This is a genomic window from Micromonospora sp. NPDC005305 (genome assembly GCF_040607315.1).
Lineage (GTDB): Bacteria > Actinomycetota > Actinomycetes > Mycobacteriales > Micromonosporaceae > Micromonospora.
On record NZ_JBEXGL010000013.1, the window covers coordinates 1 to 18,936 of the forward strand.

The following is an 18,936-nucleotide window of genomic DNA, read 5'->3' on the forward strand; positions in this document are numbered from 1 at the left end:
GGCGAAGCCGGCAGCGGTCAGAACGGTGTTCCGCAGCATGGTGTTGGTACGCATGATGAGTCACGCCTTTCTGTCGGGGGATCACAGCACACGCGAAATTGGGGGTGCGGTGCCGCGAAGGGAAAGTCTGGGTGCCCGGCGATCAGGGGGTGACCTGCTCGGGCGGTCCGGGGATGTAACCACCGGCGGCGGGGAGGCATTCCCTGACTGGCCGGCGCGGACCAGTGGTGCGCGGTCCGGGGTATGTAACGACCGGCGGGGGCCGGTCATTCCGACCGGGGCTGGCTCGCTCGGGCGCGGGCTGCTCCGCGGTCTGCCATGTACAACGACCCCACCCCCGCCATCATTCCGCCCCGACCGTGGCGCCGACCACCCGACACCAGGGCGAAACTGGGCATCGTGGCGGTGGCCCCAGCCACGCGACACCGGGGCCGCAACCGGACGTCCACCCCAGGCGACCCCGCCGCCCGAAACCCGACATCCACCCCAGCCCGCACAGCCGGCAACCAACCCCGGACTCCCGACATCAGCTCGACAGGCACCGACCAAGACACGCCGACCCTGCCGCTGCGGCGACCATGCCGCCGCGCTGATCCATTCACGTCATCAAGTTCGTAGCCGCCCACAACCCATCGGTCGGCCACCGCAGCCACGAACCGCGCAGCAGCCCACCCTGCTGGAGCCAACAGCACGGCGGCCGACGGCAAACAGTGCGGTGGTGAGTGGAACACCATGGGTGTCTCCACCGCCCGGAGACACCCATGACGTTCCACCGACGCGCCCGAGATGGGATGGGCAGCGGGCCGCTCCACCGACGCGCCCGGCCGGCGGCATGGGCAGTGGCAGTCCATCTCGACGAGGCGGCGCATCCCCACCGCGCACCCCACTCCCCCAGCCGGTCGCGCCCCCGCCCGCGTTGATCAAGGAGTTTGCGTCAGAGCGAGGCCCATCCCCGACGCAAACTCCTTGATCAACGCGGGTCGGCGTGGGAGGCCGCGGGTGGGAGGTGTGGAGACCCGCGAGAGGGTCAGGGGGTGGGGGTGCGTTCGGCGCCTTCGTCGAGGGCGGCCAGGATCGCCTCGGCGGTCCGCTTGCCCACCCCCGGCACCTCGGTGATCTCCTCGACCGTCGCCGCGCTGAGCCGCTTCAGTGAGCCGAAGTGCCGCAGCAGGGCCTTGCGGCGTACCTCGCCGAGACCGGGGACGTTGTCCAGCGCCGACTCGGTCATCCGCTTCGATCGCCGCTGGCGGTGGAAGGTGATGGCGAAGCGGTGCGCCTCGTCGCGGACCCGCTGGAGCAGGTAGAGCGCCTCGGAGGTGCGCGGCAGGATGACCGGGAACTCGTCGTCGGGCAGCCAGACCTCCTCCAGCCGCTTGGCCAGCCCGCAGAGCGCCACGTCGTCGATGCCCAGCTCGGCGAGGGCCTGCGCGGCGGCCGCGACCTGCGGCGGGCCGCCGTCGACGACGACCAGCTGCGGCGGGTACGCGAACCGGCGCGGTCGCCCGGTGGTCGGGTCGATGCCGGGCCGGTCCGGGTCGCCGGCGGTCTCCTCGCCGATCTCCCCGGTCTCGGCACGCGCGTCGAGGTAGCGGGCGAAGCGCCGGCGCAGCACCTCGGACATGGCGGAGAGGTCGTCGGTGGCGCCCCGCACGATGAACCGGCGGTACTCGCTCTTGCGGGGCAGCCCGTCCTCGAAGACGACCATGCTGGCCACCACGTCGGTGCCCTGGATCTGGGAGACGTCGAAGCACTCGATGCGCAGCGGGGAGGTGCGCATGCCGAGCGAATCGGCGATCTCGTCGAGGGCCTGGCTGCGGGTGGTCAGGTCACCGGCCCGCTTGAGCTTGTGCCGGGCGAGCGCGTCCTTGGCGTTGCGCTCGACGGTCTCCAGCAGCGACCGCTTGTCGCCGCGCTGCGGCACCCGCAGCGACACCCGGCTGCCGCGCCGGGTGGAGAGCCAGTCGGCGAGCGCGTCGACGTCGCCGGGCAGCTCGGGGACGAGCAGCTCGCGCGGAACGTCGGCCTCGCCCTGCTCGCCGCCGTAGACCTGGGTGCAGAAGTGGTGCACCAGGTCGCCGGTGGTCAGCTCCTCGGTCTTCTCCACCACCCAGCCGCGCTGGCCACGGACCCGGCCGTCGCGGACGTGGAACACCTGGACCGCGGCTTCGAGGGGGTCGTCGGCGAAGGCCACCACGTCGGCGTCGGTGCCGTCGCCGAGCACGACGGTCTGCTTCTCCATGGCCCGGCGCAGCGCCGCCACGTCGTCGCGGAGCCGGGCGGCCCGCTCGAACTCGAGCTGTTCGCTGGCCTCCAGCATCTCCTTCTCGAGCCGGCGCACCATGGTGTCGGTGCGGCCCGCCATGAAGTCGCAGAAGCCGTTGACGATCTCCCGGTGCCCCTCGGCGGTGACGCTGCCGACGCAGGGCGCGGAGCACTTGCCGATGTAGCCGAGCAGGCAGGGACGGCCGACCTGGCCGGCCCGCTTGAACACCCCGGAGGAGCAGGTCCGCGCCGGGAAGACGCGGAGCAGCAGGTCCAGCGTCTCGCGGATGGCCCAGGCGTGCGAGTACGGCCCGAAGTAGCGCACCCCCTTGCGCTTGGCGCCGCGCATCACCTGCAGCCGCGGGTATTCCTCGTCGAGGGTCACCGCCAGGTAGGGGTACGACTTGTCGTCGCGGTAGCGGACGTTGAACCTCGGGTCGTACTGCTTGATCCAGGTGTATTCCTGCTGGAGCGCCTCGACCTCGGTGGCGACCGTGATCCAGTCCACCGACTCGGCGGTGAAGACCATCTGCCGGGTGCGCTGGTGCAGGTTGACCGGGTCGGCGAAGTAGGAGTTGAGCCGGCTGCGCAGGTTGCGCGCCTTGCCGACATAGATCACCCGGCCGGTGCCGTCACGGAAGCGGTAGACCCCTGGCGACTCCGGGATGGTGCCAGGTGCGGGACGGTAGGTCGAGGGGTCAGCCACCCGCCAAGCGTAGTCCGCACCCCCGACAACCGGCCGTCGCCGCGCGTCCCCCGCCACCGGTCGGCGGGCGGGGGACGCGCGGCGATGGTCAGGCCAGGGTGATCTGCTCGCCGGTGACCTTGATGTTCTTCGGCGCGAGCGGCTTGGTCGCCGGGCCCTGCTTCACCGAGCCGTCCGTGATCGAGAACCGGCTGTTGTGGCAGGTGCAGTTGATGGTGCCGCCGTCGACGCTCGACACCGGGCAGCGCTGGTGGGTGCAGATCGGGTCGAAGGCCTTGAACACGCCGGCCTCGGGCTGCGTGATCACGACGCCCTGGCTCGCGAAGACCGCCCCGCCGCCGACGGGGATGTCGGTGGTCCGGGCGAGTGGACCCTTGCTGTCCCGGTCGCCGCCCTCGGGGTCGCCGGCGTTGGTGGCGCCGGGAGGGCCGCCGCTGGTGGGGGCCGGGCCGCCGCTGGTGGGGGCCGGGCCGCCGGCCGTGTCGCCCGCGTCGTCGCCGCAGGCGGTCAGCACCACGGCCGCCCCGACCGCGCCGGCGCCCGCCAGCAGGGTCCGGCGAGTCTGCCTCCCCGGCCCGGTCAGCACCTCGTCGTCACTCATGTCCGGCCTTTCTCTCGGCTGCCGCCACCCGTCGTGATCCGTGGCCTCACTTGAGGACACGAATCACTCTGGCGCACGGTTCATACTGACGCGTCACGAAATGGATATGCGAAACGGGCGGGCCATGGCGGCCCGCCCGTCGTACCCGTCGCTCAGCGCGCTCCCGCCGGCACCTTGCGTGCCCGCGGCTTCGTCGCGCCGCCGTTGGCCTTGGCCGCCCGGGTGGTGGCCGCCTTGGCGCCCTTGGCCGCGCCGTCGAGCCTGAGGATCGGCCGCAGGAACTGGCCGGTGTGGCTCTCCGGCACCTCGGCGACCTCCTCCGGCGTGCCGGTGGCGAGCACCGTGCCGCCCCGGTGCCCGCCCTCGGGGCCCATGTCGATGATCCAGTCGGCGGACTTGATCACGTCGAGGTTGTGCTCGATGGTGATCACGGTGTTGCCCTTCTCGACCAGGCCCTCGAGCACCATGAGCAGCTTGCGAATGTCCTCGAAGTGCAGGCCCGTCGTGGGCTCGTCGAGCACGTAGACGGTCCGGCCGGTGGAGCGCTTCTGCAGCTCGGAGGCGAGCTTGACGCGCTGCGCCTCGCCGCCGGACAGCGTCGGCGCGGGCTGGCCGAGACGCACGTAGCCGAGGCCGACGTCGACCAGGGTCTTGAGGTGCCGGTGGATGGCCGGGATGGCGGAGAAGAACTCGGCCGCCTCCTCGATCGGCATGTCCAGGACCTCGGCGACCGTCCGGCCCTTGTAGTGCACCTCCAGGGTCTCCCGGTTGTAGCGGGCGCCCTTGCAGACCTCGCAGGGGACGTAGACGTCCGGGAGGAAGTTCATCTCGATCTTGATGGTGCCGTCGCCGGAGCACGCCTCGCAGCGCCCGCCCTTGACGTTGAACGAGAACCGCCCCGGGCCGTAGCCCCGGACCTTGGCCTCGGTGGTCTCGGCGAACAGCTTGCGGATGTGGTCCCAGACGCCGGTGTAGGTGGCCGGGTTGGAGCGCGGGGTCCGGCCGATCGGCGACTGGTCGACGCCGACGACCTTGTCGACGTGCTCCAGCCCGGTGATGCGGGTGTGCCGGCCGGGGACCAGCCGGGCGCCGTTGATCTGGTTGGCCAGCACCGCGTGCAGGATGTCGTTGACCAGCGTCGACTTGCCGGAGCCGCTGACCCCGGTGACCGCGATGAGCTGGCCGAGCGGGAAGCCCACGGTGAGGTTGCGCAGGTTGTGCTCGCGCGCCCCGTGCACCACCAGCTCGCGGTCCGGGGTCTGCGGCCGGCGGACGGCCGGCGTCGGGATCGACCTGCGCCCCGACAGGTACGCCCCGGTGACCGACTCCTCGTTCTCCAGCAGGGCCGGCACCGACCCGCTGTGCACGATCTTGCCGCCGTGCTCGCCGGCGCCGGGGCCGATGTCGACGATCCAGTCGGCGACCCGGATGGTGTCCTCGTCGTGCTCGACCACGATGAGGGTGTTGCCCAGCCCGCGCAGCCGCAGCAGGGTCTCGATCAGCCGGTGGTTGTCCCGCTGGTGCAGGCCGATGGAGGGCTCGTCCAGCACGTAGAGCACGCCGACCAGGCCGGAGCCGATCTGGGTGGCGAGCCGGATGCGCTGCGCCTCGCCGCCGGAGAGGGTGCCGGCCGGGCGGTCCAGCGAGAGGTAGTCGAGGCCGACGTCGAGCAGGAACTTCAGCCGGGCGTTGATCTCCTTGAGCACGCGCTCGGCGATCATCTTCTGCCGGTCGGTCAGCTCGATGCCGGCGAGCAGGTCGGCGGCCTCGCCGACGGAGAGGTTGCAGACCTCGGCGATGCTCTTGCCGGCCAGGGTGACCGCGAGCACCTCGGGCTTGAGCCGGGTGCCGCCGCAGGCCGCGCACGGCACGTCGCGCATGTAGCCCTCGTACTTGTCCCGCGACCACTCCGACTCGGTGTCGGTGTGCCGGCGCTCGATCCACTGCATCACACCCTCGAAGCCGGTGTAGTAGGAGCGCTCGCGGCCGTACTTGTTGCGGTAGCGGACGTGCACCTGGTCGTCGGAGCCGTGCAGGATCGTCTTCTGCGCCCGGGACGGCAGCGCTCGCCACGGGGTGTCGACGTCGAAGTGCTGGGCCTCGCCGAGCGCCTCCAGCAGGCGCAGGAAGTATTCCAGGTTGTGCCCGGTCGCCCAGGGCTGGATGGCGCCCTCGCGCAGGGTGCGCTCCGGGTCCGGGATCACCAGCTCCGGGTCGACCTCCTTCTTGGTGCCCAGGCCGGTGCACTCCGGGCAGGCGCCGTAGGGCGCGTTGAAGGAGAAGACCCGGGGCTCCAGGTCCTCGATGGCCAGGGGGTGGTCGTTGGGGCAGGCCAGGTGCTCGGAGTAGCGGCGCTCCCGGGCCGGGTCGTCCTCGGCCAGGTCGACGAAGTCGAGCAGCACCAGGCCGCCGGAGAGGCCGAGCGCCGCCTCGACCGAGTCGGTCAGCCGCTGCTTGGCGCTGGTCTTGACGCTGAGCCGGTCGATGACCACCTCGATGGTGTGCTTCTCCTGCTTCTTGAGCTTGGGCGGCTCGGTCAGCGGGTGCACCACGCCGTCGACCCGGGCCCGGGCGTAGCCCTTGGCCTGGAGCTCGGCGAAGAGGTCGACGTATTCGCCCTTGCGGCCGCGCACGACCGGGGCGAGCACCATGAACCGGGTGCCCTCGGCCATGGCCAGCACCCGGTCGACGATCTGCTGCGGGCTCTGCTTGGAGATGCGCTCGCCACAGATCGGGCAGTGCGGCTCGCCGATGCGAGCGAAGAGCAGGCGGAGGTAGTCGTAGACCTCGGTGATGGTGCCGACGGTCGAGCGCGGGTTGCGCGAGGTGGACTTCTGGTCGATGGAGACCGCCGGGCTGAGGCCCTCGATGAAGTCGACGTCGGGCTTGTCCATCTGACCGAGGAACTGCCGGGCGTACGACGAGAGCGACTCGACGTAGCGGCGCTGGCCCTCGGCGAAGATGGTGTCGAACGCCAGGCTCGACTTGCCCGAACCGGAGAGCCCGGTGAAGACGATCAGGGCGTCCCGGGGCAGGTCGAGACTGACGTCACGCAGGTTGTGCTCGCGCGCGCCACGGATGATCAGTCGGTCGGCCACGGTGCGTGTGCTCCCGGAAGAAGATTGTGAGGCGGATCTGTCCGCCCGACGCGGGGTCTGAGCGGTTTTCGAGGGTTGTCGAGGCGCAGGGAAGACGCCTCGGCAACTCTAGCCCCGAGGTATGACAACTTCCGTCGCGCGGACATTCCCCCAGCTCAGAGCGGTCGGGCGGACACCGGCGCGGCCCGCCCGACCGACCCCGGCACGATCTAGAGTCCCCCGGGTCCGGGCGGGGTCGCCGGACGCCCGGTCCGACGCCGGCCGCCGCGCCAGCTGCCCCGCCGCTCGGCGGCCAGCCGGACCTCCCGGCGCCGGCTCTCGTACGCCACCTCGCGCTGCAGCCGCCGCCAGTTCTCCCAGCGCCGGACCGGCAGCTCGCCGGTCTCCAGCGCCGCCCGCACCGCGCAGGCCGGCTCGGCCTCGTGGGCGCAGTCGCCGTACCGGCAGTCGGCGGCCAGCTCGGCGATGTCGGCGAACGCCCGGTCCAGGCCGACCGAGCCGTCCAGCAGGCCGACGGCCCGCACGCCCGGGGTGTCCAGCACCGCACCCCCGCCGGGGATCGGCACCAGCGCCCGCCAGGTGGTGGTGTGCCGGCCCTTGCCGTCGGACCGCCGGATCGCCTGGGTGCGCATCACGTCGGCCCCGGCCAGGGCGTTGACCAGGCTCGACTTGCCCGCGCCGGAGGGCCCGAGCAGGCCGAGGGTGCGCCCCGGGGCGACGTACGGGCGCAGCGGGTCCAGCCCGGTGCCCCGCTCGGCGCTGACCGGCAGCACCGGCACCCCGGGCGCCAGGGCGGCGAGCTGCCGCGCCACGGCCGCCGGGTCGGGGGCCAGGTCGGCCTTGGTGAGCACGACGAGCGGCTCGGCGCCGGACTCGTGCGCCAGGGAGAGCAGCCGTTCGATGCGGGCGGCGTCCGGCGCGGGGTGCACCGGCTCGACCACCGCGGCGGCGTCGAGGTTGGCGGCCAGCACCTGCCCGCTGGCGTCCTTGCCGGCGGTGCGCCGGATCAGCGCGGTGCGGCGGGGCAGCACCGTCTCCACGGTGACCGGCCCGTCCGGCCACGAGGCCAGCAGGACCCAGTCGCCGGCGCAGGGCAGCGCGGTCAGGTCGCGGGCCGCGGCGGCCAGCAGGCCGCCGCCCAGGGTGGCCCGGACGGGCCCCTCCGGGCACAGCACGGTGCAGACGCCGCGGTCCACGCGGGCCACCCGGCCCGGCCGGCGGTCAGTGCGTCGATTCGGGTACGCCGCCCGGTCGGCGTCCCAGCCGAGGGCGGTCAGGTCGATGGTCATGTGTCCTCATCGGTGTCGAGGGGGTTCCTGGCGGATCACGGGTGCTACGACCGGCATGCTCACCACCACCTCCGCTCCGACTCCCGGTGCCACGCCCTACGACGGCGTCAGCTCGGCGCGGTCTGACGCCGCGCACCGACCTGAAGCCGTCGGCCCCGACCGTAGAGGGCCCGCCGACGCGCCGAAAGCGATTTCCCCGGCGACGCGACGGCGGCCTACCGCTAGGGTCGGTGCGTGAGCGCGAGTGAGGTGACGGCATGACGAGCGACCCGCTCCTGCTGACCGGCGAGCTGGACGGGGCGACCGCGCGGCTGCTGCGTACCGTGGCCGCCCTGGGCGCCCACGACGTGGCCGCGCCGTCGCTGCTGCCGGGCTGGACGCGCGGGCACGTCCTGACCCACCTGGCCCGCAACGCCGACGGTTTCGTCAACCTGCTGACCTCCGCGCGCACCGGCGAGGCGATCCCCATGTACGCCAGCCCCGAGGCCCGGTCGGCCGACATCGAGGCCGGCGCGGGCCGCGGGCCGGCCGACCTCATGGACGACCTGCGCCGCAGCTCGCAGCGGTTCACCGCGGCGGTCGCCGAGATGCCGGTGGAGGCGTGGGGCGCCACCGTGCAGACCCGGCGCGGGCCGTGGCCGGCGGCGATGCTGGTCTGGGGCCGGCTGCGTGAGGTCGAGGTGCACCACGTCGACCTGGGGGCCGGCTACCGGCCCGCCGACTGGCCGGACGCGTTCGCCCAGCGGCTGCTGCACGAGGTGGTGGCCGGCCTCGCGGGCAACCCGGAGGCGCCGGCCATGGTGCTGCGCTTCGACGGCGTCCGCCAGGAACTCGTCGTGGGTGACCCCGAGGGGGCGCCCACCGTCGCCGGCCCCGCGCCGGAACTCGCCGCCTGGCTGACCGGCCGCAGCGCGGGCCAGGTGCTCACCGTCACTCCCGACGGTCCCCTGCCGACTCCACCGGAATGGATCTGAACACCGTCATGACCTACAGCGGAGACGTCACGCCCGGCGGTGCGCCGGCCGTGCGCGAGCTCGACCGGCTCACCATCACGAAGGTGTCGGTGGGCCCCATGGACAACAACGCCTACCTGCTGCGCTGCCGGGAGACCGGCGAGCAGGTGCTGATCGACGCCGCGAACGAGGCACCCCGCCTGCTCGACCTGGTCGGTGCCGACGGGCTGGCCGCGGTGGTCACCACCCACCGGCACATGGACCACTGGGTCGCCCTGGAGGAGGTGGTCGCCAAGACCGGCGCCCGCCCGCTGGTGCACGCCGACGACGCCGAGGGGCTGCCGATCGACGCCGAGCCGCTGCGCGAGGGCGACACGGTCCCGGTCGGCGACTGCGCGCTGGAGGTGATCCACATCAAGGGGCACACCCCGGGTTCGGTCGCGCTGCTCTACCGCGACCCGTCCGGCGTGCCGCACCTGTTCACCGGGGACTCGCTCTTCCCCGGCGGGGTCGGCAACACCGACCAGGATCCGGAACGGTTCGGCCAGCTCATCGACGACGTGGAGCGGAAGCTGTTCGACCGGCTGCCGGACGAGACCTGGTTCTACCCGGGCCACGGCAAGGACAGCACGCTCGGCGCCGAGCGCCCCGCGCTGCCGCAGTGGCGGGCCCGCGGCTGGTGAGCGCGGCGGGCCGGCCCGGCCGGCCCGCTCAGCCGCGTCGGCGGCGGTCACCGCGCGGAGCCGGTGCCGGGTGCCGAGCAGCACCGGCCCGGCGAGCAGCAGGCCGACCGCCATGGTGAGCACGGTCGGGTTCGGCGCGCCGGGCAGCAGCCCGGTCAGCGTCCGCGCCGTGATGCCGAGGGCCACGTAGAGGCCGGCCCAGAGCGTCGCGCCGAGCGTGGCGCTGATCGCGAACCTCCGGTAGGACATCCGCAGGCCGCCGGCGGCCAGCGGTAGCAGCGCGTTGAACACCGGCAGGAACGGCGCCACCAGCACCATCCGCCCGCCGCCCCGGCGCAGCAGCGCCTCCGCGGCCGCCCAGCGCGGCTCGCCGATCCAGTCTCCGAGCCGGCTGCGGCGCAGCCGCTCGCCCCAGCGCCGCCCGGCCAGGAAGCTCAACGACCAGCCGGCGAGGCACCCCGCCACCACCGCCACGACGGTCGCCAGTCCGGTCGTGGGCCGGCCCGCGCCGACCGCGGCGAGGACCGCGGCGTCGCCGGGGACCAGCACCCCGAGCAGGGGTACGGCGTCGGCGAGCATCACCATGCCCAGCATCCCCATGAGCAGGGTGGTGGGCAGCTCCCCGACCTGGGCCAGCAGATCCGTCATGCTCCGTACGCTAGGGCCGCGGAGCGACCCGGCACATCGGGTTTGCTCCCCACCGGTCCCCCGAGTCCGGCTCGGGGATGATCCCTGAGGGTCAGCGGGGGCGGAGCACCTGGACCCGGCGGACCGGGGAGTCGACCGAGGGTTCGGTGACGGGCACCGGGTAGGCCGCCACCGTTTCCAGCCGGTCCGGCGGCAGGTGTCCGCGGTCGGGGTCGCCGACCAGCACCTGGACGCCGCGGTCGGCGGCCCGTTGCAGGTACGGCAGCATCCGCGCGGCCAGGGCGGCGTCGTAGAGGACGTCCCCGGCCAGCACGAGGTCGGCGCTGGCGGTGCCGTCGAGCAGGTCGTCCCCGGTGGCGGCCACGGTGACCCGGTTGGCCCGGGCGTTGACGGTCACGGCCGCCACCGCCCAGGGGTCGACGTCGTTGGCGACCACCCGGTCGGCGCCGGCCAGCGCCGCGGCGATGGCGACCAGCCCGGATCCGGCGGCCAGGTCGAGCACCCGCCGTCCGGCGGCCAGTTCGGGGTGGTCGAGCAGGTGCCGGGCGAGCGCCTGGCCGCCGGCCCAGACGGAGGCCCAGTACGGCGGCGGCAGCGAGCGGCCGGCCGCCGCCTCCATCCGGGCCCACCAGAGGATGGCGTCCTCGGCGAGGTGCAGGCGCACCTCCGGCACGAACGGCGCGTGGACCAGGCGGAGCCGGTCCAGGCCGTCGCCGGGCGCCTCGATCTCCCGTTCCAGGTCGGCCAGCGGCGTCTGTGTCCTCACCGGGGCAAGCATGCCCCCCGCCGCCCCGGGCCGGAGGGATTTCCGCGCTGGCAGCGTAATCGTGGGCCACGCCGACGCTTCCGGCAGCGGATCGCGGTTCGGGCAGTTAAGGTCGGGAAGGTACAGGGCGATCACCGGCGGCGACCGGTGCTCACCCGCATTGAACAGGGAGAGACGCATGGCAACCGGCACGGTCAAGTGGTTCAACTCGGAAAAGGGCTTCGGCTTCATCGAGCAGGACGGCGGAGGTCCGGACGTGTTCGTCCACTACTCGGCCATTCAATCCGGCGGCTACCGCGAGCTGAACGAGGGCCAGAAGGTCGAGTTCGAGGTGACCCAGGGGCAGAAGGGTCCGCAGGCGGACAACGTCCGTCCGATGTAGCGTCGTGCCGGTGGCGGCGGTCGGTTGTCCGACCGCCGCCGCAGGGCATCTTCAGGCCGGTGCCGCCGGCAGGTCACGGCGCCGCCGCAGCGGCCCGGCGAGCAGGATGAGCGGGGTCAGCGCGAGCCAGGCGGTCATCACCCGGATCGCCCCGGCCGGGCCCCACGCGGCGCCCAGCGCACCGGCCAGCAGGGCGGCGAGCGGGATGGTGCCGTAGTTCAGCAGCTGCATGCTCACGGTCACCCGCCCGAGCAGCCCGTGCGGCGTGTACGTCTGCCGGAAGCTGCCCTTCACCACGTTGCCCACCGCGACGCCCAGGCTGACCAGCGCGCCGCCGAGCACCAGCCAGCCCACCCGGCCGCCCGGGCCGGCCAGCGGGATGAGCAGCGCGGGCGGTCCGGTGAGCGCCCCCGCGACGAGCAGGGCGCGGGCCGAGCCGAGCCGCCGCGCGAGCCCGGTGGCCAGGGCGGCGCCGACGAGCCCGCCCACGCTGGCCAGTCCGATGAGGAGCCCGACCAGCCCGGCGGGCAGCCCGGCGGAGCGGACCAGAAAGACCACCAGCACCGCCTGGTAGCCGGTGAGCCCGATGTTGCTGGCCGCGCCGAAGACGGTCAGCACCCGCAGGTACGGGTCGCGGATGACGAAGCGCAGCCCTTCGGCGACCTCCCGGCGCAGCGAGGACGACCCGGCGGGGCGGCCCGGACGGGGCTCGACGGCCCGGATGCGGCTCAGGCACAGGGCGGAGACGAGGAAGCTGATCGCGTCGAGCAGGACCGCGGTCACCGCGCCGGCGAGTTGGGCGATCAGGCCGGCCAGTCCGGGGCCGACGAGGTAGCTCGCGGTCTGCGTGGCGTGCAGCCGGGCGTTGCCCTCCGGCACCTGCTCGGGGCGCAGCAGGGTGGGCAGGTAGACCTGGTCGGCGGTCTCGAAGAAGACCCGGGCCAGGCCGGCGCCGAGGGCGACGACCAGGAGCTGGCCGACGGTGAGCAGGTCGAGCAGGGCGGCCACCGGGACGCTGGCGAACAGCGCCGCCGAGACCAGGTCGGCGGCGATCATCACGGGCCGGCGGCGGACCCGGTCGACCCACGCGCCGGCGGGCAGGCCGGCCAGCAGCCAGGGCAGCCAGGCCGCCGCCGTGAGCACGGCCACCTGGAAGGTGGTCGCGTCGAGCACGGCGACAGCGACCAGGGGCAGGGCCACGGCGGTCACGTTGCTGCCGACGGCGCTGACCGTCTGCCCGGCCCAGAGCAGCCGGAAGTCGCGGTGCCGGAGAAGGCCGCCGCGCGGGCGGGGTGCGGTGTCCGGCGCGGGCGTGCGGACCGGGGCGGTCACGGCTGGCCCGGCACGCCGTGCGCGAACAGGAAGACCGGTTCGCGGGTCTGTCCGTCGTCCGGGTCGGGGCGGTCGGCCCAGCGGGCGAGGAGGGCGATGATCTCGTCGCTGAGCTGCGCCAACTCGGCTGGGGTCAAGCGCAGCCACTTGTCGGTGCTGAACGGGCCGTCACCCCAGGCGGCGTGGGCCTCGTCGGGGGCGGCGTGCCAGGCCCGGACCAGGGCGACGTGCCGGTCGAGGTTCAGTGAGCTGGCCGCGTCGGCCACGGCGCGGGCGGCGGGGTCGGCGTCGAAGTCGGTGTTGGACCAGCGGACCCCCCGGTCGCGGAGCCGCCACCAGCGTTCCCGGCGGTCCCGGGCCAGTTCGGGCGCCTCCAGCACCAGGTCGGCGGCGGCGAGCACCTTGAGGTGGTGGCTGACGTTGGCGGGCGCCTGGCCGGTGCGCTCGGCGAGCTGGCCGACGGTGCACGGGCCGTACACCTTGAGGACGTCCATGAGGCGGCGCCGCAGCGGATGGGCGAGCGCGGCGAGGACGCGGGAGTCGGTGACGTGCCGGACGGCGGGCTGTTCCATGCGGAGAGCGTGACATCCGCAAGAGGTGTTGCGCAATACTTGTTGCCGAACTTTCGGGTCTGCCTGGCCCGGGACCGCGGCGCGGCACTCGCCGCGGGGCCGGACCGGATCAGGCGGTCAGTCGCCGCGACAGCTCGTCGGCGACGTCGCGGGCGATCTGCGGCGGGATCGCCTCGGCGATCTTCTCCGGCGGCAGCCCGGCGAGCACGCCGGTGACAATCTGCTGCTCGTCGGTGAAGTCCTTGGTGGACAGGCCGGTCACCTGCGCGACGAGCGCCGGCCAGGCCCGGGCCATGGCCAACATCAACTGCAGCGGCGAGTTCGCCTGGGGCGGGGAGACCAGGCCCGTGGTGTTGACCGGGGAGATCAGCCAGTTGCGCAGGTTCTCCAGGTCGGCCAGGACGTCGCCGACCGTTCGGTCCGGGTATCCGGTGTTGTTGATGAGCTTGTCGGTCTGTTCCATGCCGGTCTCCGGTTTCACTGGGGCGATCATGCCGATCGCGGTCAGGTAGCGGCGGAACAGCGGGGTCAGGTCCCGGTCCGCCTTGGTGGAGTCGCGGAAGAAGCTGACGTGGGTGTGGAACAGGTGGCTGTTGTCCCCGGCGGTGCGCTTGCCCAGCCGGTCCCACCGCTTCACGGTCGTGCCGTCCGGGGAGTAGATGACCTCCCGGATGTCCCGGGCGTCCGCGGCGCCCGCGACGCACTGCGACACCAACCAGGTGGAGAAGGTACGCAGGTTGTGCGTGCCACCGCCCGACGTCACCGAGAACATCCCGACGTCCAGCGCGGACGCGTGCAGGGTCAGGCCGGAGGAGTCCCGGGGTGACTCCACCACCGAGTAGTCCCTGGCCACCACCCGGTCGGACCCGCAGTGGTAGCCACCCCTGTGGTTGGGGTCGCCGACGATACCGACCTCGGCCGGTTCCAGGTCCTGACTCCGTACGGCGTTCTTGTCGACGTTGAGATAGGTGAGCAGCAGGTTGCGGACGGCCAACAGGTTCGCCGGAGCCGACGTCATGGGATCTCCCCTCCGGATCGATGGCCGGCGGGGCACGACGATCACTACGCGTGAGTGCGCATGATCCGGGGACGCGCCCCGCCGGGTAACTGCACGGCACCGGGCACTTGCACCGAGGATATCCACACTGGGAGGTGAATGCCCAGCTCAGAGCACCATCTGGAACTTAGGGGACGACTGTGGAGGGCACCGGAACCATCGGCAGCAGCAAGGCCGAAGGATGCTCGGGATCGTGCAGGATCTCCCGCCAGCCAGCACGAAGAGTGACGGCGGTGCCGAGCGGCTCGCCGGTCCCCGGGTTCCGCGCGTAGCGCGGGTGGGCGCCGCCGGAGACCTGGACGCGGAGCCGGTGCCCCGGCGCGAACCGGTGCGCGGCCGGCCAGAGGGCGACCGGCACCCGGACCACACCGGACGCGTCGCGCGGGAAGCGTCCGGGCGCCACCCGGACCAGGCCGTCGCAGACGTTCCAGGACCGCCCCCGCCGGTCCACGTCGCAGAGCCGGACGAAGACGTCCAGGTAGGACAGCTCGCTGCGGACGTGGATCTCGGCGCGCACCGGGCCGACCACCTCGGCCGGCCCGTCCAGCGGCGCGCTGGTGTAGGTCAGCACGTCCGGCCGGGCCTCCACCGGCCGGTTGTCCACGGCACCGGCCCGCTGGGCGACCAGCAGCGGGCCGCCGAGCGACGGCGTGGGGTCGGCCGGGTCGTAGAAGACCCGGTCCGGTGCGGAGCCGGTGGGCGGCGCCGGGGCGAGCGCCCGGCCGGCGTGCAGGTGCCAGCGGGTCGACTCGGCCGGCGGGGGCCAGTCGGGCAGGTCACGCCAGCCGCCACCGGCACCGCCGACGTGCACCCGGACCGGCGCGCGGCCCGGCCCCGGGTGCCTGGCCAGGTGCTCGTCGAGCCAGTCGAGCCCCTCGCGCAGCGCCGCCACGAGAAGCCCGGGGCTGCCGTGGGTCCACGGGCCGATCGTCAGCCGGGGGCGGGCGCCGGCCGCCCGGAGCCGCGCGTAGTCGTCGAGCTGGGCGGGGAGGAAGATGTCCTGCCAGCCGCTCACCAGGGCCACCGGCGCGCGGACCTCGGCGATCCGGTCGCCGAAGATCCGGGTCCGCCAGTAGTCGGCGTCCGGCGTGTGGTGGCGCAGCCACTCCTGGAAGAACGGCACGGTCGCCCCGGTGGCGACCCGGTCCGCCTCGACCAGCGGCAGGTGGGCCAGCGCCCGGGTGAGCCGGGGCTGCCCGCGCTTGAGCTCCCACTGCCGGGCCAGCCAGGGCACGGTCTGCGCCTGGAGCAGCTCCGCCCAGGTGAGGACCGTGTCCAGCGCGAACGACTCCCCCGCGTACGTCGAGTCGCGGGTGGCCGAGGCGGTGACGACGGCGACCATGGCGCGCAGCTCGTCGGCCGCCTCGGCGGCCAGCGCCCACTGCACGAAGCCCTGGTAGCTGGCGCCGAACATGCCGAACGCGCCGGTCCACCAGGGCTGACGGCGCAGCCAGTCGAGGGTGTCCAGGCCGTCGTCGCGCTCGTGCACCAGCGGGGCGAACTCGCCGCCGGAGCCGTACGTGCCCCGGCAGGACTGGATCACCACGTGGTAGCCGCGTTCGGCCACGAGGCGGCCGAGCAGCCGGACGGGACCACCGCGCCCGTACGGGGTGCGGATCAGCACGCAGGCCGCCCCGGGCAGGTCGGGGGCGTAGTGGTCGGTGCGCAGCGTCACCCCGTCGCGGACCCGGACCGGGAGGTCCCGGGTGACCGTGATCCGCCGGGTCCGGGCGGCGGGCAGGCGCAGCGCCGCCGCGGCGAGCCGGGTGAGGACGCCCTGCACGCTCAGTCCGCGGCGGGTTCCGGCGCGCCCCGCCCGGGCTCGCCCCGGGCCGCGCGTACGGCGTCGCGGTGCTCGCGCATCGAGACCACCATGTCGGCCAGGAACCGGTGCACGACGGACAGCTCGTCGTCGCTGAATCGCGCCATCACCTCGTCGGTCCGCCGGCCGAGCGGCCCGAAGAAGCTGCGGGCCAGGGTGGCGCCCCGATCGGCGTAGTGCAGGAGGACCTTGCGCCGGTCGGCGGTGTCCCGGTCGCGGCGGATGTGCCCGCCCCGCTCGAGCCGGTCGACGAGCGCGGTCACCGAGCCGGAGGAGAGGTTGAGCGCCTCGCCCAACCGCCCGGGGGTGATCGGGTCGCCGAGCAGCTCGGCGTCCATCACCGCGATGAGGGCGTGCAGGTCGGTGGCGTTGAGACCGTGCAGGCCGGCGAAGGCGTGCCCGATGTGCTGCGCGTCCACCGAGTAGCGGCGCAGGTCGTTGGTGATGTCCGCGATCATCCGCTCGCGCGGGTCGTCCCGCCGCCGGTACATGCTCTCCGCTGCCACGTCTCGCCGCTACCCCCTGCCCGAACCGTCCGGTTGCAGCATAGGACCTCCGCCGATAATCTCGCTCATCAAGATACTTGGCAAACGAGAGTCGTCGCCGCAACGATCACGTGAGGGCACCCCGATGTCACTGTTCACCCGCGTCGCCCGGGGCCGGCTGGCCGCCTGGCTCACCCTGGCCGCCGCGCTCGTCGTCGGCGCCGCCGTCTTCGGCCTCCCCCGCCCCGACAACCCCGATCCCGTCTCGGCCACCGGCCTCTCCGTGCGGTGGGAGTCGACGCAGGTCGAGCGCCTCCAGGACCAGCTCCCGGACAGCGACGTGCAACCCGCCGTCGTGGTGGTCAGCCGGGCCGACCGGGCCCCGCTGGCCCCGGCCGACCGGGCCGCGCTCGACGGCGCGTACGCCGAGCTGGGCCGGCTGGCCGCCGGCGGGAAGGTCGCGCCGGCCCAGTTCTCCCCCGACGGCGCCGTGGCGCTGGTCGCCGTGCCGCTGGCCACCGGCGGCGGCCAGGAGGCCATGGTGGACGAGGTGGCCCAGCTCCGCGCGGCGCTGGCCGACCTGCCCGACGCCCTGACCGTCGAGGTGACCGGCGCCCCGGCCTTCACCGCCGATCTCACCAAGGTCTTCGACGGCGCCGACATCACCCTGCTGGCGGTCACGGCGGGCGTCGTGGCGCTGCTGCTGCTGATCACCTACCGCAGCCCGTTCCTGTGGATCGTGCCGCTGCTCGTGGTCGCCGCGACCGAGCAGCTCACCCTGCGCGCCGTCGACACGATCGTGCCCGCGCTCGGCATCCACCTCCAGGAGGGCCAGGTCACCGGCATCGCCAGCGTGCTCGTCTTCGGGGCGGCGACCGACTACGCGCTGCTGCTCATCGCCCGCTACCGGGAGGAGCTGCACCGCGAGCAGAACCGGTTCACCGCCATGCGCTCGGCGCTGCGCCGCACGGCCGAGCCGATTCTGGCCAGCGGCTCCACCGTGGTGCTCGGCGTGCTCACCCTGCTCCTCTCCGAGCAGGAGACCAACCGGGCGCTCGCGGTGGCCTGCGCCACCGGTGTGGTCTTCGCCATGCTCTCCGCGCTCTTCGTGCTCCCCGCCGCCCTGGTGCTCTTCGGACGGGGGCTGTTCTGGCCGTTCGTACCCCGGGTCGGCGACACGGCCCGGGAGGGCCGGCTCTGGGGCCGCCTCGGTGTCGCCGTCGCCCGCCGGCCGCTGCCGGTCGCGGCGCTGTCCACCCTGCTCCTCGCCGCCCTCGCCCTCGGCGGCCTGGGCATCCGCACCGGCCTGTCGGAGACCGAGCAGTTCCGGGTGAAGCCGGAGGCGGTGGGCGGCGCCGAGACCCTGGCCCGGGCGTTCCCGGCCGGCGCCACCCAGCCGGTCGCCGTGCTCACCAACCCGGGCGCGGCACCGGCCGTGCTGGCCGCCGCCGGCGCGGTCGACGGGGTCGCCTCCGCCCGGCCCGGCGCCGCCGGCGACCGGGTCGCCCAGGTCGACGTGGTGCTGGCGGCCGAACCGGGCACCACCGCCTCGGACCGGGCCGTCGAGGCGCTGCGCGACGCGGTCGCCGCCGTGCCGGGCTCCGCGCCGCCCGCGGTCGCCGGCGCCGACGCACCCGGCGGCGCGTTGGTCGGGGGTACGGTGGCCGCCACCTACGACTCGGACCGGGCGAACACGAAGGACCTGTGGCTGATCCTGCCGATCATCCTGCTGCTGGTCGGGGCGGTGCTGGTGCTGCTCCTGCGCGGGCTGCTCGCCCCGGTGCTGCTCGTCCTGACGGTCATCGCGTCGTTCTTCGCCAGCCTCGGCGCGGCCTGGCTGCTCTTCGACCGGGTGCTGGGCTTCCCGGCGCTGGACAGCGGGGTGCTGCTGCTCGCCTTCGTGTTCCTCGTGGCGCTCGGCGTGGACTACAACATCTTCCTGGTCACCCGGGCCCGCGAGGACGCCCGCCGGGCCGGCACCCGGGACGGGATGCGCTCCGCGCTGCGGGTCACCGGCGGGGTCATCACCAGCGCCGGTGTGCTGCTCGCGGCGGTGTTCGCCGTGCTCGGCGTGCTGCCGCTCATCACCCTCACCCAGATCGGGATCATCGTCTGCGTCGGCGTCCTGCTGGACACGCTGCTGGTCCGCACGGTCCTGGTGCCGGCACTCGCGTTCCTGCTCGGTGACCGGTTCTGGTGGCCGGGGCGGATCGCCCGGGAGCCCGACACCCCGGCGCAGGCATCCCCGGCGCCCGTCGGCGCGCGGGACTGAACAGGGGC

14 protein-coding genes and 1 pseudogene are annotated in these 18,936 nt (G+C 73.8%); 4 read left to right on the plus strand and 11 right to left on the minus strand.

Features of this window, described 5'->3' with window-relative positions:
* Nucleotides 1–1,027 precede the first annotated feature (1,027 nt).
* The 4 genes from uvrC to rsgA all read right to left on the minus strand — a co-directional run bounded on the left by uvrC (nt 1,028) and on the right by rsgA (nt 7,956).
* The gene (gene uvrC, locus ABZS80_RS21630; RefSeq protein ID WP_355058382.1) at nt 1,028–2,968 is read right to left on the minus strand and encodes an excinuclease ABC subunit UvrC; all 1,941 of its coding nucleotides are present in this window, start codon (nt 2,966–2,968) and stop codon (nt 1,028–1,030) included.
* Nucleotides 2,969–3,056: 88 nt separating this feature from the next.
* Nucleotides 3,057–3,569, minus strand: a complete 513-nt coding sequence (locus ABZS80_RS21635) for a Rieske (2Fe-2S) protein (protein WP_355058384.1) — start codon at nt 3,567–3,569, stop codon at nt 3,057–3,059.
* Between the two features lie 152 nt (nt 3,570–3,721).
* A complete protein-coding gene (gene uvrA / locus ABZS80_RS21640) occupies nt 3,722–6,667 on the minus strand; it encodes an excinuclease ABC subunit UvrA (RefSeq protein WP_355058386.1) in 2,946 nt (981 codons plus the stop codon).
* 209 nt (nt 6,668–6,876) lie between these two features.
* Nucleotides 6,877–7,956 (minus strand): ribosome small subunit-dependent GTPase A, encoded by a 1,080-nt coding sequence (gene rsgA / locus ABZS80_RS21645; RefSeq protein WP_355058388.1) that lies wholly within the window; start codon nt 7,954–7,956, stop codon nt 6,877–6,879.
* Between the two features lie 257 nt (nt 7,957–8,213).
* Here rsgA and ABZS80_RS21650 point away from each other — a divergent pair, with 257 nt between their 5' ends.
* The gene (locus ABZS80_RS21650; protein WP_355058390.1) at nt 8,214–8,930 is read left to right on the plus strand and encodes a maleylpyruvate isomerase family mycothiol-dependent enzyme; all 717 of its coding nucleotides are present in this window, start codon (nt 8,214–8,216) and stop codon (nt 8,928–8,930) included.
* Between the two features lie 8 nt (nt 8,931–8,938).
* A complete protein-coding gene (locus ABZS80_RS21655; RefSeq protein ID WP_355058392.1) occupies nt 8,939–9,592 on the plus strand; it encodes an MBL fold metallo-hydrolase in 654 nt (217 codons plus the stop codon).
* A gap of 57 nt (nt 9,593–9,649) precedes the next feature.
* Here the strand turns inward: ABZS80_RS21655 and ABZS80_RS21660 are convergent.
* Together ABZS80_RS21660 and ABZS80_RS21665 are read right to left on the minus strand one after the other, a co-directional pair.
* Nucleotides 9,650–10,240: pseudogene (locus tag ABZS80_RS21660) on the minus strand (VTT domain-containing protein); the annotation flags it as partial.
* 91 nt (nt 10,241–10,331) lie between these two features.
* Nucleotides 10,332–11,018 (minus strand): 50S ribosomal protein L11 methyltransferase, encoded by a 687-nt coding sequence (locus ABZS80_RS21665; RefSeq protein ID WP_355058394.1) that lies wholly within the window; start codon nt 11,016–11,018, stop codon nt 10,332–10,334.
* Between the two features lie 166 nt (nt 11,019–11,184).
* Here ABZS80_RS21665 and ABZS80_RS21670 point away from each other — a divergent pair, with 166 nt between their 5' ends.
* Nucleotides 11,185–11,388 carry a cold-shock protein gene (locus ABZS80_RS21670; RefSeq protein ID WP_091059998.1) on the plus strand — a complete coding sequence of 68 codons (204 nt, stop codon included), beginning with the start codon at nt 11,185–11,187 and terminating at the stop codon, nt 11,386–11,388.
* Nucleotides 11,389–11,439: 51 nt separating this feature from the next.
* Here the strand turns inward: ABZS80_RS21670 and ABZS80_RS21675 are convergent, their stop codons facing one another.
* From ABZS80_RS21675 to ABZS80_RS21695, 5 genes are all read right to left on the minus strand, one after another.
* Nucleotides 11,440–12,720: an MFS transporter gene (locus tag ABZS80_RS21675; RefSeq protein ID WP_355058397.1), complete on the minus strand. Its 1,281-nt coding sequence runs from the start codon at nt 12,718–12,720 to the stop codon at nt 11,440–11,442.
* Nucleotides 12,717–13,292: a metalloregulator ArsR/SmtB family transcription factor gene (locus tag ABZS80_RS21680; RefSeq protein ID WP_355058399.1), complete on the minus strand. Its 576-nt coding sequence runs from the start codon at nt 13,290–13,292 to the stop codon at nt 12,717–12,719. The genes ABZS80_RS21675 and ABZS80_RS21680 overlap by 4 nt, the downstream gene beginning before the upstream one ends.
* A 109-nt stretch (nt 13,293–13,401) precedes the next feature.
* The gene (locus tag ABZS80_RS21685; RefSeq protein ID WP_355058401.1) at nt 13,402–14,310 is read right to left on the minus strand and encodes a hypothetical protein; all 909 of its coding nucleotides are present in this window, start codon (nt 14,308–14,310) and stop codon (nt 13,402–13,404) included.
* 166 nt (nt 14,311–14,476) lie between these two features.
* Nucleotides 14,477–16,132 carry a CocE/NonD family hydrolase gene (locus ABZS80_RS21690; protein WP_355058403.1) on the minus strand — a complete coding sequence of 552 codons (1,656 nt, stop codon included), beginning with the start codon at nt 16,130–16,132 and terminating at the stop codon, nt 14,477–14,479.
* 2 nt (nt 16,133–16,134) lie between these two features.
* Complete coding sequence (locus ABZS80_RS21695; protein ID WP_355058593.1) at nt 16,135–16,662, minus strand: MarR family transcriptional regulator; 528 nt, start codon at nt 16,660–16,662, stop codon at nt 16,135–16,137.
* Between the two features lie 139 nt (nt 16,663–16,801).
* On the opposite strand from ABZS80_RS21695, the gene ABZS80_RS21700 reads away from it, so the two are divergent.
* Nucleotides 16,802–18,928 carry an MMPL family transporter gene (locus ABZS80_RS21700; RefSeq protein ID WP_355058405.1) on the plus strand — a complete coding sequence of 709 codons (2,127 nt, stop codon included), beginning with the start codon at nt 16,802–16,804 and terminating at the stop codon, nt 18,926–18,928.
* The last annotated feature ends 8 nt before the right edge of the window (nt 18,929–18,936 follow it).

Excerpts from the sequence above, each read along its gene's own strand:
- ABZS80_RS21635 (WP_355058384.1), bottom strand. The coding sequence starts at position 3,569 with ATGAGTGACGACGAGGTGCTGACCGGGCCGGGGAGGCAGACTCGCCGG.
- rsgA (WP_355058388.1), bottom strand. The coding sequence starts at position 7,956 with ATGACCATCGACCTGACCGCCCTCGGCTGGGACGCCGACCGGGCGGCG.
- ABZS80_RS21650 (WP_355058390.1), top strand. The coding sequence starts at position 8,214 with ATGACGAGCGACCCGCTCCTGCTGACCGGCGAGCTGGACGGGGCGACC.
- ABZS80_RS21655 (WP_355058392.1), top strand. The coding sequence starts at position 8,939 with ATGACCTACAGCGGAGACGTCACGCCCGGCGGTGCGCCGGCCGTGCGC.
- ABZS80_RS21665 (WP_355058394.1), bottom strand. The coding sequence starts at position 11,018 with ATGCTTGCCCCGGTGAGGACACAGACGCCGCTGGCCGACCTGGAACGG.
- ABZS80_RS21670 (WP_091059998.1), top strand. The coding sequence starts at position 11,185 with ATGGCAACCGGCACGGTCAAGTGGTTCAACTCGGAAAAGGGCTTCGGC.
- ABZS80_RS21680 (WP_355058399.1), bottom strand. The coding sequence starts at position 13,292 with ATGGAACAGCCCGCCGTCCGGCACGTCACCGACTCCCGCGTCCTCGCC.
- ABZS80_RS21685 (WP_355058401.1), bottom strand. The coding sequence starts at position 14,310 with ATGACGTCGGCTCCGGCGAACCTGTTGGCCGTCCGCAACCTGCTGCTC.
- ABZS80_RS21695 (WP_355058593.1), bottom strand. The coding sequence starts at position 16,662 with ATGTACCGGCGGCGGGACGACCCGCGCGAGCGGATGATCGCGGACATC.
- ABZS80_RS21700 (WP_355058405.1), top strand. The coding sequence starts at position 16,802 with ATGTCACTGTTCACCCGCGTCGCCCGGGGCCGGCTGGCCGCCTGGCTC.